Here is a 12,476-nt window from a genome sequence, read left to right as displayed (position 1 = left end):
AGATTACTCTAACAGGAGAACACCATGTCTAGAACCACTCCAAATATTCCGTTGTTGATTGAATCGGATGAGGCAGAATTGCGCGATAGTGGCGTTCCCAGTACCGTTCATGTCGCCAAGCACCCGCTGCACCCGCTGATTGTCACCTTTCCGATCGCGCTGTTAACCAGTACGCTGCTCACCGATGGCGCTTACTGGCTGACCAGTGATGCTTTCTGGGCGCGTGCTTCTTTCTGGCTCCTGATTGGTGGCTTAATCTCAGGTTTGGTTGCTGCGGCAACAGGCATGAGTGATTTTCTGCGAATTCAACGAGTGCGCGAACACAGTGCAGGCTGGGCGCACATGGTTGGCAATATTGCAGCACTGGCATTATCGGCAGCAAACTTGTGGCTTCGTTGGGGCAATCAAACGGGCGCAATTTTGCCGACTGGCATCATTATTTCAGTGCTTGTTGCAGCCACTTTAGGCATTACCGGATGGTATGGCGCTGAGTTAATTTATCGGCACAAAGTTGCAGTCATTGGAGTTGGACCAAAAGGAAGACCCTAATCAATTCAGCCGATTTATGCGAATGAACTTCACGCTTTTGGACGATTAGTTAACTCATACATTTGAAGGAGGTAGTTACTGCCTCTTTTTTTTATTTTTATATCAGATAGAGTTCAATTTTTTACTTTATGAATAACGATTCAAAACCTGCTGACAATAGTGGTGAAATTAATCAACCGATGACTCCTCAAGAAGTCGATCCTAAACAGAAATTAGCGCAGTTAAAAGAGCTTGAAAAAGGTGGTTTGACGGCAAATCCTGGCGATCGCATCGATGAATCGATGTCGATCGAAGAAAAAGCACAACAAGTTGCAGTCGATGCCCCTGACATTACAGGCGACCATATTACCGTTCCGACCTACTTCGTGGTTGACACGCCCGAAGGTGAAAAGAAAGCGCTGCACCACGTCAAAGATGCTGAGGAAATCTCTGACATGATTCGTATGGCTCGTCTGGACGAGAACGGCAATCAGGTTTGGCGGTAGTTCTTCACATTGGGTGATCCTCTCAGGATTGCCCAAGCCGCCAATGTGCAACATCACAGGAGGATCCAATGGTACAAGCCTCAGAGAAGCAACCAACACAGCCCGCTCAACAGCAAGACCAGCAACCGGGGCGCGAGTCCCAAATGAATCCACTGCCTCGGAGCCAGGACTCTAAATACAAAGGCAGCGACAAGTTACTTGATAAAGTCGCATTGATTACAGGTGGGGATAGTGGAATTGGTCGCGCTGTTGCGATCTTCTTTGCTAAAGAAGGCGCGGATGTCGCAATTTCCTATCTGAACGAACATGAAGATGCCAAGGAAACTGTTCGCCTAGTTGAACAAGAGGGTCGTCGCTGTATTGCGCTTCCGGGCGACATTGGTGAAGAAGCGGTTTGTCAACAAGCGGTACAAAAGACGATCGAGGAATTCGGTCATCTTGATATTTTGGTGAATAATGCGGCGGAGCAACATCCGCAAGAGACGATCGAAAATATTACCGCAGAGCAGTTAGAGCGCACCTTCCGCACCAATATTTTCAGCATGTTTTTCATGACAAAGGCAGCCCTGCCGCACCTGAAAGCGGGAAGCGCAATCATCAACACAACTTCTATAACGGCATATCAGGGGAGTCCCTCGCTGCTTGATTACTCTTCGACTAAGGGCGCGATCGTGGCGTTTACGCGATCGTTGTCTCAATCGCTAGTTGAGAAAGAAATTCGAGTGAACGGGGTTGCGCCAGGCCCGATTTGGACACCCTTGATTCCGTCTACCTTCCCACCGGAAAAGGTCGAATCGTTTGGTCAGCAAGTCCCGATGCAGCGGGCAGGACAACCGGAAGAAGTGGCACCGAGCTATGTCTTTTTAGCATCAGATGATTCGAGCTACATGTCGGGTCAAATCCTGCACCCGAACGGCGGTAAAGTCGTCAACGGATGACACACCTCCAAATAGACGATCGTAAAAAGTAATTGGTAATAAGTCATCTACTTGTTGCTGATTACTTTTTTATAGCTATATCTCTAAAGGTCTAACTAGTGTTGCAAAAAATGTCTCCCAAGTATTGATTGCGCCGAATTGAAACTATTGCTACAGCTTTAATAAAAAGCATTTTATAAATTAACTATTAACTGATCCTTTTGTTTGAACTTTTTAATTAACATCAATTTTTTACTGTTCGCATCGAGGAGTAGCTTCTATGGTGCGATCGCAGTATCCTTAGAAAAATAATAACTTTTGTTAAGAAATGAACTGGAGAATTCTACTTGAGCCGGAATGGTTCAGCTTCACCTCACCCTTGCTGAGAAGAAAACGATCGGCGTTTGAAATCGAAGATCTACCAGGACTGTGGCGGGTTCACTGGCAATTAGGCGACAAAACCGTTTTATCCACGTTTTACACCCGCATCGACCAAGCCTGTCTCTTATGGGGAATAATCTCGACTTTGATTTTCTCGATCGCTCAGTTTTGGATGGTGGATTGGCAACTGCAAGCAGTGCTGTGGACAGGGTTGACGATCTTAGGCACGATCGCAATGCTCAGGCTTTCCCGGCACTGGCGCACGATTAAACCGCTCAACGATGTCATCAACGCTTGGGTGTTTCTGATGGTGCTTGGAGTGGTGCTGACAGATTTAGGAGTTTTTTTGGGCTGGGGCTATATTCTGCTGAATCTATGCCCACTCTGGCTTGTGATCGATGGCGTGGGCTATCTTTACACCGGCGCAAAAATGCAGTCGCGTGCTTTCGCTTTTATTGGCTTATTAAATCTGGCAGGGCTGACTGTCTTGCCGATCGTGAGCGAGTGGCAGTTTCTCGCGACGGGATTAATTACGGGCATCAGTACGCTGCTGCTGGCAGAACTTCAGTGGGATTCTGGCGATGTCTGCGCCCACTTAAAGAGCCTCCAATCGCAGGAGTCAGATTTTTGAATGTTTCTTAAGGAGTATTTTCTATTTCCAGACTGTCGCATAAGATACAGAATATATTTAAGTTGCTCATCCGGTTTAGAGCAAGTCAGTTAGATAAAATCCTGAGTTTTCTTATGCGCCACTCCCGTTTTGCTCAATCTTATCAATATTCTGCTCCGAGCATCGAAGTCACCGAAGCAGAAATGCAAGATCGCCGCACTCCCAAAGGCTGGACTTGTCAGACGATCGCTGAGATGAATATTCCTCATGCAGACTGGTCGGAAGCACCGCGAACCCGCAGTACAGTACAACCCCTGCAAGCTCCGACGAAATCCCGGCGGTTGAGTCTTGTGCGGCGATCGCCCTCGGTAAGCGATGCTCACCGCATCACGATTCAGCGCAACGTAACCCGTCGAATGCAGGCGGCAAAAGAGCGCGGCGATCAGAAGCTATTATGCGCTCTAGAGGCAGAATTGCGAGAGATGGTCTCTGCATAAGCGCGATTTAAGGTTTGTAGGTGAAGGTTAGCAGGTGGCGTGACTCAAAGTTTGCGCCACCTTTCTTGTATGTTCCTTTTCTTGTATGTTTCTTTGAGTCAGCGAAACTACGATCAGTATCAAAATGTTTTCCGTAACACAGACACTACAAATAACTAAGCTATGCTGAAGTACAAGGCAGACTTTGTTAGACTATTGCTTCTGCTCTCAGCCTGAACGGTCTGCTTGCTCTCTCACACTAAGGTATCTCATGACAAATTCTCCCTTTTCGGCAAATCCGACCGACCCAGCTCGCCTCAGCGATTCTCAAATGTGGGAAAGTCTCAAGCTTGCGATCGCGGAAAGTTCGGGGTTCCAGCGGTGGCAGCTCGATCGCAGCTTCCAGGAGATCGATTTAGATGCGCTGGTACATCAATATTTGCGCGAAACGCTTGAGACCTTAGCGTATTAACAGGCTTTTATCTCGGTTAAAGCAGTCGATCCAGTTGTAGATCGACTGCTTTGTTTTTAGCGCAGAATCCGTTCTAGCGGACGTAAGCGATCGGCGAACTCGTTCAACTGTCGATATGTTCCTTCAATCCGATCACCATCGAGAACCACGTCTTCTGTTGGATAGTTTTGCAGAATTTCAATAATTGAAATCGCTCCGTCTCCGCTAGCAGACAGCACTAAAGCAGCCCGTAGCGCTTGGCGTTCAGCTCCACCTTTTGAGGTCTGAATTCCCTGCCCCAATTGATCGAGAACCCCATTTCCAATTGGGCTATTGAGAACGCGATCGAGCAAAACTAGGTTGACCTTGATCGGTCGAGTCAAGGTTTGTTGAACCGCTTGAGGATTCTGACGCGAGAGCCGAAGATAAGTTTTCAAATCCCTAGAAGCCTCGCCGGTTCTAGCAAACTGAGCCAGTTCTTCAACCGAAACTGACTCGCGCAGAATTTTGTATTTGAGCACAACTCGCTTTGCCGCGATCGCTGGAGAACTCGCGACCAAAAGCGCAATTCCGATTCCTAGACATGATGCAATTGATTTTTTTAAGTAAGACATCACAAATAACGCATTAGACTCTTTCTATTACAGACGACGCTAAAGCCTCAAAGATGCACAACCCCAAAGAATCTATCTTGCGATAGGCTGTTTTCCGGTACGATCGAAACCTTAAGCAATTAATGGATCAACCAATAGATCAACATGGGCAGTACGTTTGGACATTTATTTCGCATTAGCACCTTTGGGGAATCACACGGCGGCGGTGTCGGTGTCGTAATCGATGGATGCCCACCGTTGATCGAGCTATCTGCAGAAGAAATTCAAGTCGAACTCGATCGCCGTCGTCCCGGTCAAAGCAAAATTACTACGCCGCGAAATGAAGCCGATCAGTGTGAAATTCTCTCAGGCATCGTAGATGGCAAAACGCTGGGCACGCCGATCGCGATTCTGGTACGCAACAAAGACCAGCGATCGCAAGACTATAGCGATATGGCAGTGAAGTATCGTCCCTCTCATGCCGACGCAACTTACGATGCGAAGTATGGCATTCGAGCGGTGGCAGGCGGTGGGCGATCGTCGGCGCGAGAAACGATCGGACGAGTTGCAGCAGGCGCGATCGCTAAGAAAGTGCTTCAGCAATCCGGCATTGAAATTGTCGGGTACGTTAAGCGGATTAAAGATCTCGAAGCTGCGATCGATCCCAACTTGGTCACACTAGAGCAAGTTGAAAGCAACATTGTGCGCTGTCCAGATCAAGACTGTGCAGAACGAATGATTGATCTGATTCAGCAAGTCGGGGGGCAGGGAGATTCGATCGGCGGCGTGGTTGAATGCGTAGCGCGTAGCGTTCCGATGGGATTGGGTGAGCCTGTGTTTGACAAGCTAGAGGCAGACTTAGCAAAAGCAGTGATGTCTCTGCCCGCGACGAAGGGATTTGAGATTGGTTCGGGATTTGCCGGAACGCTGATGACCGGAAGCGAACACAATGACGAGTTCTACACCGATGAAGCAGGCAAAATTCGCACCGTGACGAATCGATCGGGCGGAGTACAAGGCGGAATCTCAAACGGAGAAAATATCGTCATTCGTGTAGCATTCAAACCGACCGCAACTATCCGCAAGGAACAGAAGACCGTGACCAATACCGGGGAAGCCGTAACGTTAGCAGCGAAAGGTAGACACGACCCCTGTGTGTTGCCGCGTGCGGTTCCGATGGTTGAAGCGATGGTTGCCCTCGTGCTATGCGATCACTTTTTAAGACAGCGCGGGCAGTGTGGTTAGCGGAAAGCCTGCTTTCTACCGCAACGTTTTGCGGTAACGTCTAATACCCTAAGATTTGCCTAAGTATTGCAGAATATCGGGAATCTTTACTAGGCGAATTCTCGTATGAGTCTTATTGGTGAATCACAAATTCCTGATCGCTCACAGGCGAATCAGGACTATCCATTGTCTGCCGTGCCCCTGTCCGATCGTAAACCGATCTGGTCGTTGGCTCCCTTATTAATGGGGTTTGCGCTGACTTCGACGACGCTGCTTGCAGGGGGCAAACTCGGATCATCGCTACGCTTTGCGGATATGCTCTGGGTGATGGTCATCGGGAACGTGGCATTAGGGTCATACTGTGCTGCACTCGCCTATATCGCGGCAAAAAGCGGGTTGAGTACCGTGCTGATGGCGCGATTTAGCTTCGGGGCGATCGGGTCGCGCTGGGTCGATTTTATTTTGGGCTTTACCCAAATCGGTTGGTATGCGGTGACGAATGCGTTTATTGCAGATGCGTTGTTAAAGTTGCTGAATCTGCCAGAATCGCTAGAGTGGTTTGCGATCGCGTTTTTCACCTATGCGTTCTGTGTGACAGCTTATTTGGGGTATACGGCAATGGACTGGTTAAGCCGATTAGCCGTCCCCGCCATGCTCGTTCTGATTGCCTTAAGTCTGTCGATCGGGTTTCGAGACGCGGGCAATCTGTTTGCTTTAGTTCCAACTCAGTCGATTGGCTTTACAGAAGCGATCGCCGTTGTGATTGCAACCTTTATCTCTGGTGGAACTCAGGCAACAAACTGGAGCCGCTACGCAGATTCAACCAAGAATGCCGTTTGGAGTACCTTGTCTGCGTTTATGTTGATCAATGGCTTGCTCATCTTCGCGGGTGCATTCTGTACCTTGGTGTACGGTACCAATGATTTGATCGAAGCGATGGCAAAACAAGGATTGCTGCTGGGTGGATTAATTCTACTGATCCTGAACGTCTGGACAACTCAGGACAACACAATCTATGCGTTTTCGATCGCCGGCAGTAACTTTTTCCGTACTTCAAAGCGAACTGCTTTTGTGTTGGGGGGGGCAACCTTCGCATTGATTCTTGCGCTAGGTGGAATCTACGGACAGATGATTCCGTTTCTGCTCTTTCTAGGAACGGTGATTCCTCCAGTGGGAGGCATTATCATGGCGGATTACTGGTTTTACCGTAAGGGAAGCTTCCCATCGCTCGAATCACCGCTCCCTGCGTTTAATTGGGCAGGTGTGATTGCGTATGGGGTCGCGGCTGCGATTGCCCATTTCTCCAGTGCAACAGGGTTTGGGATTGCGCCAATTAACGGAGTGGTTTCGGCAGCAGTGCTGTATGTGATTCTGAGCCGGGTTTTGCCGAGTTCACTTCGAGCTTAGATTGAGGCGGACGATCGTTAAGAGCGATCGTCCTTGCAGCAGGTTCGCTGAAACTCGCCATAATAAAAGCAGCCAGCGAAGCACGATCAGGCTAAATTCGCTGTATTCTCAAGAAGCGTTTTAGGGATGAACCATTGTGGCTGCGAAAGGAGAACCAGTTTCTAAAGGCTTTGCCGTTGGGCTTCAGATTTGGCTATTGTTCCTGATTAGCTTTTACGGGCTTGGCTACCCTGCATTATTTAGCATCTTATTAGGCGCGTTTGGGGGGCTGGCAAGCGGGTTTATTGTCGATTGGTGGTTGACAAAAGACGAGAACATTGAACCCCGCAAGCGCCGATCAGATGAAGGTGTCGAGCAACAGACGCGATCGCGCAAACGCCAGCGTCCCAATTCTGCTTTAAATCATCGCAAACGCCGTCGAGAGCGCGAACCTGTGACACTGAAAACGGTGGCGAATTTTTTCCAACGTCCGCAACCCGCAAATCGTGATGAGGACAGTTAGAACAGCCGAGAACCGAGAACCGACTAATCTATCCTTCTAGGTTAGGTAGTATTCTCAGGTTCGTGGGCTGTGATTTGCTGAAAACGGTATCGCCTCGCGCACGATCGAGTATCTAGGTCGTTTGTAGGGCTTGAGCGTCAGCCTCACCTCGCTGAGAATGCATGGCAGCCGTGTTAAAACTGGAGAATTTCTCGATCGTACTGGGCTGCGATTGGTTCGGTTTCCCAGACAATACCTTCTCCGGGTTCTAAGGCAACGTTGATCGACAAGGATTCTACTGCTGTTGGTGCGATCGCCTCATTGCCTTCAAAGGGCTGTAAATCCTCGGTTAACAAGCGCAGCTTAAATCCGCCCGGAATCATTCCGCCCGGTAGCGTATTGCTCAGCTCAAACCGCCACGACTCGTCAGGCTGTGGCATCATGCGCAATTCATAGAATTGTCCGGCAATTTCTAGCAAGCGAGATAGAGCCAGTCTGGGAGTCTCAAGCTCTGTGCTGCGGGCGGCAGCGTAGCTTGGCTGAAGTTCAACCCGCTCCCATCCGAAAAGGTTCGTTATTCCGGTTTGCAGCCATTCTAGAATCGAGGGCTGAATTGCTAGACCCTGACGAGATTGATGCAACCGTTGTCGCCAGCCGCCATGCTCCATTAATGCACCCCACAATGGGAACGGAATCGCTAGGCGCGGCATGAGAATATCGGGATTGCTCACGCGATCGATCAAATTATTCGCATGCTCGATCGACATCGCAGGTAATGGCGCGACTTCGGCTCGAAGAACCGGGGCGCATAGCTCGGAAGTGAGCCAGAGAATTTCGGGATTGCTGAGTTGATCGGCGGTGAGGCTGTAGGTGCGATCGCTCCCCTCGAATCTGCCCTGAGTTTTGATCGTGTGATGGGTGGCGTAGCCCCAAATGCTGACTCGTCCTTCGTCGGGTTCAACCTGTGCCGCGAGGTAATAGTCGCCTGCCCAAGCGGGTAAATCGATCCACTCTTGGGGAATGCGGAGTTCGTCGTGGTCGATCGCTTCAGTTGGAATCACGACGAATCGAAAGCCGTTAACGGTGAAAGCCGTTCCGGTGACGAATGCCCAGATGCTTTGGCGGGCGCTGGTGTTGAGTGAGAGCCGCACATTTGATGATTCTGCCTCAAACCAAGGAAGCAGCGCTGTGAGAGAAAGCTGATTGAGATAAGCAGTCCAGTTGGGCTGCTGGAGTTGGACGGGATCGGTGTCGAGAAAAAGATCGAAGGACATACATTTTAGGGATTGTTAGGGATTGCGCTTAGGGAGTGTAGTGGGATTGCAGCCAGTCTTCGAGAACTGCGCTCATGGTTTGAAGTAGGGCAGGGGTGAGGGAAATATGCAGCGTGGTTTGGCTCCAAGCGGCAAGGGATTTTAGTAGGAGTTCTTTGGCTTTGGTAAGCCGACGAGAAATCGTGTATTGCTTGATATTGAGGCGGGTTGCCATTTGCTGCTGGGTGCAGCGTTCTGCGTAGTAGAGGTGCAAGATCGATCGCAGCTCTGCATCAAGTTCGGCGATCGCAGTTTCGAGGACTTGGTTAATTTGCGATCGTTGGTCTTGCCGTTCTTCTAGTTCTTCTTCAGCGATTAGATCAGAAATCAAAGATTCTCGCGGACTTTCGGGCACATCGTCTAGCAATTCACCGGAATCGTATCCAGGTTTGGGCGTGTTGATGGAAACGACCGAGGGGTTGAGATAGTTTCGGGCTGAGTTTGCACAAGCGACAAGCCATTTCTCGATCGCTGGAGATGAGGCTTCCGGGAGAGATTCGCGCTCTTTGTTGTACAGATGAGCGATCGCGCTCCAGGTTCGCTCATCTGGGCGCGGGAGTTTGCGTGTAGAAGCGTTTTGGGGTGGAGTATAGAGTGTTTTGAAACAGTTCCACGCGAGGATGTAGGATGCGATCACTCCTGATGATAATCCTGCATTCTCAAGTGACTCGATTAAGCGTTTTTGACTGACTTTTCTCAGTAATGCCCAGTTTGTGCAAATATCAATTTCTTGACGTTGGCGCAGCGTGTCTCGGATTGTGCTTGAGAAAATCGCGCTGGCATAGTTTTGCAGATTAAATCCGTGTTGTGGATTAAAGTTCTGTAAGATTTTCTCAACTTTGACGATCGCAACTTGAAAGCAGTCCGGTAGCGTGTATTGCACCGCTGCAAAGCTCAGCAACATTTTGTGCGCTGACCAGTAGCAGGTTTCTTGTAGATATGCGGTGAGATGGTCGATCGACACGCGATCACAGGATTCCCGCCAGAATTTGTACCAATACAATGCCCAAAACTCTGACGATCCGGAGGCTGTCTCCATCCGTTTTTGCATACTGCGTCGCAACCGAGCATCGATCGCCCAAGTGGTAGCTCGATCGCCTTCAAACTGCAAAAAAGTGGAAAACGTTTCTAAAGTTTCGTGACGCGATCGCATAAGCCTGCATAACTCGCTGAAGTAATTCCTACTGAACCGATGTGAGAGCGATCGCTGCGTTTGTGGATTCGGGTTAGCCCCCTAAATCCCCCATTCTGGGGAACTTTGAAGATTAGAAGGTCTCTTCAAGTCGGGGGAATTCCTCTTCTCTTAGTCCCTCACTCGTGGGGGATTTAGGGGACAAAAAGCCGACCCAATCGCAGCGAAAATCCACGATTACTAGATCTTTTAACTCAGATCGATCGCCTTAATCCGCTTCATTCAATTTCTAAAAGGATTTCGTTATGAAACGTAAACTAATGGTTCTACTGATCACGACTGCGGCGCTGATTCCCGCTGCTGTTAAAGCACAGGAATATGGCATTCCTCAGAATTTGTTAATTGAACAATTCAGCCAATCCTCAACCGACAGCCAAATTGTGATTCGGGTGAGAAAAGCGGGAGACCATTCCAACCTTTGTGGCTCGGAGATTCGCCGCGCTGGAGCCTTACCCGGAGATGGCTTTGATTTTCCGCGTCCGGGAGGAACGAGCAACCGCTATGATTTTCCGCAGCCGGGTCGCTCAAATTATTTTCAGTTGCCGACAGGCACAAGAAATCCTGACATTATTGGCTGTGTCGATCGCGCTCGCAATATTCTATTTGTCAACATTTTTAAGACAGCAGAGCAACCGTCTGCTAAATCGGAACCCGCGCCCTATAATCCGTATAATAAACCCCCTTACTTCAACCGAGCGCAATGATTCAATTGACGCAATTTCTACACGCTGCGATCGTTGTTTCTGACTTAGAGAAATCCGAGCATTTCTATGGCACGGTGTTGGGGTTGCAAAAGGTTGAGCGCGTCTTGAAGTTTCCGGGGGCTTGGTACGAAATTGGATCGTTTCAGATCCATCTGATTGCAGATTCGAGTCGGGCGACGGAAGTTTTGAATGCTGAAAAGTGGGGAAGAAATCGGCACTTAGCATTCTCGGTGGCAAATTTGGAAGCCGCGAAACAGCAGTTAATTGCCCATCATTGCGAATTTCAAATGAGCGCATCGGGTCGGGCTGCATTGTTTGTCAAAGATCCTGATCACAATATTGTTGAACTGGGAGAAGCATAATCTCTAACATGAAAGTGATTGCCTATCTCTACAGTGATCCTCTACTGGAAGAAACGCCAAATACAACGCTGTGGGAACAGAAGATTGATCAGATCTATCAAGATTTTGCGGGTGAGACGGTCGATCGCGCTCAATTCAATCAACTGCTTCGCGATTGTGAAACTGAAACAGCGCAATTACTCATTCGACGACTTGAAGATTTGGGAAGTTCGATTGCAGAGATTCGCGATCGGTTAACTCAACTCGAATCTCTTAACGTTGAAGTGATTTCTGTTGAATCAGACGAGTTATCAGCGGCGACATTACAACAATTACAGGAGCTACAGCACAATCAGAAAAGCCGAAGAATCCGCCAAGGTCATGCCCGTAACCGCATCAAAACCCTTGCGCCACCCGGAAAAGCCCCCTACGGATATCGGCGCAGTCGCAACCGATATATTCTCGATCGCGCTACTGCTCCTGTGGTTAAAGAATTCTTTGATCATTTCTTGCTGTATGGCTCCTTACGGGGTGCAGTTCGATTTTTAGAAAAGAAATACGCTAAGAAAATTTCCGTCTCTACTGGACAGCGTTGGCTCACCAATTCAGTTTATCGAGGCGATTTAGAATACCAAACGGGTGAAACGATTCCTGATACGCATCCTGCGATTTTGTCACGCGACGAAGCTGCCCAAATCGATCGCTTACTCCGCCGCAACCGCCGATTGCCTGCTCGAACTGCCAGCGCTCCTCGATCGCTGGCGGGGCTTGTCACCTGTGGCGATTGTCAATCTGGCATGACCGTAACGCGAGTGACATCGCGCAAAAAAGGCAAAAAAGAATACTTATATCTACGTCCGATGCAATGCCCTAAACAATGTAAAGGAATTGCTTACGAAGAAATTTTGCAATGCACGATCGATCAGATTTGTGAAGACTTACCCCGCGCAGTTTCAGAAATGGGGACTCTAGATATTGATGCAATCAAATCGAACATTCAAGGCGCGATCGGGCAAAAGCAAGCCATCTTAAATCAGATCCCATCATTGACTGAAACCGGAATTCTAGATGCGGAAACCGCAGAACTGCGATCGTACAAACTTCGGAGCGAGATTGCGGAACTACAAAATAAAGTGTCTCAGCTACCGCCTGTGAATTTGAAGGCGATCGCGCAAACGGTTTCGATTCCGCAATTTTGGCTGGATCTATCCGAAGCAGAACGCCGCTTTTACTTCCGCGAATTCATTCGTCAAATCGAATTGATCCGCACTGAAACCGGATGGAAATTGAAGTTGAATTTCATTTTTTGAGCCGCTTTTCAATCTGTAACGCGAGTGTGATCAACTGAAAAA

At 48.9% G+C, this 12,476-nt stretch carries 15 protein-coding genes; 12 read left to right on the top strand and 3 right to left on the bottom strand.

Translation table 11 applies throughout. From position 1 onward, the window contains the following. Positions 1-24 precede the first annotated feature (24 nt). The 6 genes from NC980_RS07005 to NC980_RS06980 all read left to right on the top strand — a co-directional run bounded on the left by NC980_RS07005 (position 25) and on the right by NC980_RS06980 (position 3,890). Complete coding sequence (locus NC980_RS07005) at positions 25-549, top strand: DUF2231 domain-containing protein (protein ID WP_190378205.1); 525 nt, start codon at positions 25-27, stop codon at positions 547-549. 128 nt (positions 550-677) lie between these two features. Then, positions 678-1,034, top strand: coding sequence for a hypothetical protein (locus NC980_RS07000; RefSeq protein ID WP_190378204.1), 357 nt, complete (start codon positions 678-680; stop codon positions 1,032-1,034). Between the two features lie 68 nt (positions 1,035-1,102). Continuing rightward, positions 1,103-1,972, top strand: coding sequence for an SDR family oxidoreductase (locus tag NC980_RS06995; protein WP_190378203.1), 870 nt, complete (start codon positions 1,103-1,105; stop codon positions 1,970-1,972). Between the two features lie 307 nt (positions 1,973-2,279). Next, positions 2,280-2,963 (top strand): hypothetical protein, encoded by a 684-nt coding sequence (locus NC980_RS06990; RefSeq protein ID WP_190378202.1) that lies wholly within the window; start codon positions 2,280-2,282, stop codon positions 2,961-2,963. 113 nt (positions 2,964-3,076) lie between these two features. Then, the gene (locus NC980_RS06985) at positions 3,077-3,439 is read left to right on the top strand and encodes a hypothetical protein (protein ID WP_190378452.1); all 363 of its coding nucleotides are present in this window, start codon (positions 3,077-3,079) and stop codon (positions 3,437-3,439) included. A gap of 250 nt (positions 3,440-3,689) precedes the next feature. Next, a complete protein-coding gene (locus NC980_RS06980; protein ID WP_190378201.1) occupies positions 3,690-3,890 on the top strand; it encodes a hypothetical protein in 201 nt (66 codons plus the stop codon). A 56-nt stretch (positions 3,891-3,946) separates the two neighbouring features. Here NC980_RS06980 and NC980_RS06975 read toward each other — a convergent pair whose 3' ends face one another. After that, on the bottom strand, positions 3,947-4,483 hold the full coding sequence (locus NC980_RS06975; RefSeq protein ID WP_190378200.1) for an alpha/beta hydrolase: 537 nt from the start codon (positions 4,481-4,483) through the stop codon (positions 3,947-3,949). A 144-nt stretch (positions 4,484-4,627) separates the two neighbouring features. Between NC980_RS06975 and aroC the strand changes: the two genes are divergently transcribed. The 3 genes from aroC to NC980_RS06960 all read left to right on the top strand — a co-directional run bounded on the left by aroC (position 4,628) and on the right by NC980_RS06960 (position 7,595). Next, complete coding sequence (gene aroC / locus NC980_RS06970) at positions 4,628-5,707, top strand: chorismate synthase (RefSeq protein WP_190378199.1); 1,080 nt, start codon at positions 4,628-4,630, stop codon at positions 5,705-5,707. A 105-nt stretch (positions 5,708-5,812) separates the two neighbouring features. Then, positions 5,813-7,093 (top strand): cytosine permease, encoded by a 1,281-nt coding sequence (gene codB, locus NC980_RS06965; protein ID WP_190378198.1) that lies wholly within the window; start codon positions 5,813-5,815, stop codon positions 7,091-7,093. 136 nt (positions 7,094-7,229) lie between these two features. Next, positions 7,230-7,595, top strand: coding sequence for a hypothetical protein (locus NC980_RS06960; RefSeq protein ID WP_190378197.1), 366 nt, complete (start codon positions 7,230-7,232; stop codon positions 7,593-7,595). A gap of 173 nt (positions 7,596-7,768) precedes the next feature. Here the strand turns inward: NC980_RS06960 and NC980_RS06955 are convergent, their stop codons facing one another. Together NC980_RS06955 and NC980_RS06950 are read right to left on the bottom strand one after the other, a co-directional pair. Continuing rightward, entirely contained in the window at positions 7,769-8,848 is a 1,080-nt protein-coding gene (locus NC980_RS06955; protein WP_190378196.1) for a DUF1822 family protein, read from the bottom strand. A 28-nt stretch (positions 8,849-8,876) separates the two neighbouring features. Beyond that, complete coding sequence (locus NC980_RS06950) at positions 8,877-10,040, bottom strand: sigma-70 family RNA polymerase sigma factor (RefSeq protein WP_190378195.1); 1,164 nt, start codon at positions 10,038-10,040, stop codon at positions 8,877-8,879. Between the two features lie 284 nt (positions 10,041-10,324). Here NC980_RS06950 and NC980_RS06945 point away from each other — a divergent pair, with 284 nt between their 5' ends. Genes NC980_RS06945 through NC980_RS06935 form a run of 3 tightly spaced genes read left to right on the top strand, consistent with a single transcriptional unit; the run spans position 10,325 to position 12,434 of the window. Next, positions 10,325-10,783: a hypothetical protein gene (locus NC980_RS06945; protein WP_190378194.1), complete on the top strand. Its 459-nt coding sequence runs from the start codon at positions 10,325-10,327 to the stop codon at positions 10,781-10,783. Next, positions 10,783-11,145: a VOC family protein gene (locus tag NC980_RS06940; protein WP_190378432.1), complete on the top strand. Its 363-nt coding sequence runs from the start codon at positions 10,783-10,785 to the stop codon at positions 11,143-11,145. The genes NC980_RS06945 and NC980_RS06940 overlap by 1 nt, the downstream gene beginning before the upstream one ends. Before the next feature lie 8 nt (positions 11,146-11,153). Next, complete coding sequence (locus NC980_RS06935; RefSeq protein ID WP_190378193.1) at positions 11,154-12,434, top strand: recombinase family protein; 1,281 nt, start codon at positions 11,154-11,156, stop codon at positions 12,432-12,434. Positions 12,435-12,476: the final 42 nt, after the last annotated feature.

It is taken from the genome of Leptolyngbya sp. AS-A5, from assembly GCF_039962495.1.
Classification (GTDB): Bacteria; Cyanobacteriota; Cyanobacteriia; order Leptolyngbyales; family Leptolyngbyaceae; genus Leptolyngbya.
This window is presented reverse-complemented; position numbering and strand designations above follow the sequence as displayed.

Excerpts from the sequence above, each read along its gene's own strand:
- NC980_RS06935 (WP_190378193.1), top strand. The coding sequence starts at position 11,154 with ATGAAAGTGATTGCCTATCTCTACAGTGATCCTCTACTGGAAGAAACG.
- NC980_RS06955 (WP_190378196.1), bottom strand. The coding sequence starts at position 8,848 with ATGTCCTTCGATCTTTTTCTCGACACCGATCCCGTCCAACTCCAGCAG.
- aroC (WP_190378199.1), top strand. The coding sequence starts at position 4,628 with ATGGGCAGTACGTTTGGACATTTATTTCGCATTAGCACCTTTGGGGAA.
- NC980_RS07000 (WP_190378204.1), top strand. The coding sequence starts at position 678 with ATGAATAACGATTCAAAACCTGCTGACAATAGTGGTGAAATTAATCAA.
- NC980_RS07005 (WP_190378205.1), top strand. The coding sequence starts at position 25 with ATGTCTAGAACCACTCCAAATATTCCGTTGTTGATTGAATCGGATGAG.
- NC980_RS06990 (WP_190378202.1), top strand. The coding sequence starts at position 2,280 with ATGAACTGGAGAATTCTACTTGAGCCGGAATGGTTCAGCTTCACCTCA.
- NC980_RS06945 (WP_190378194.1), top strand. The coding sequence starts at position 10,325 with ATGAAACGTAAACTAATGGTTCTACTGATCACGACTGCGGCGCTGATT.
- NC980_RS06995 (WP_190378203.1), top strand. The coding sequence starts at position 1,103 with ATGGTACAAGCCTCAGAGAAGCAACCAACACAGCCCGCTCAACAGCAA.
- NC980_RS06980 (WP_190378201.1), top strand. The coding sequence starts at position 3,690 with ATGACAAATTCTCCCTTTTCGGCAAATCCGACCGACCCAGCTCGCCTC.
- NC980_RS06975 (WP_190378200.1), bottom strand. The coding sequence starts at position 4,483 with ATGTCTTACTTAAAAAAATCAATTGCATCATGTCTAGGAATCGGAATT.
- NC980_RS06950 (WP_190378195.1), bottom strand. The coding sequence starts at position 10,040 with ATGCGATCGCGTCACGAAACTTTAGAAACGTTTTCCACTTTTTTGCAG.
- NC980_RS06985 (WP_190378452.1), top strand. The coding sequence starts at position 3,077 with ATGCGCCACTCCCGTTTTGCTCAATCTTATCAATATTCTGCTCCGAGC.
- codB (WP_190378198.1), top strand. The coding sequence starts at position 5,813 with ATGAGTCTTATTGGTGAATCACAAATTCCTGATCGCTCACAGGCGAAT.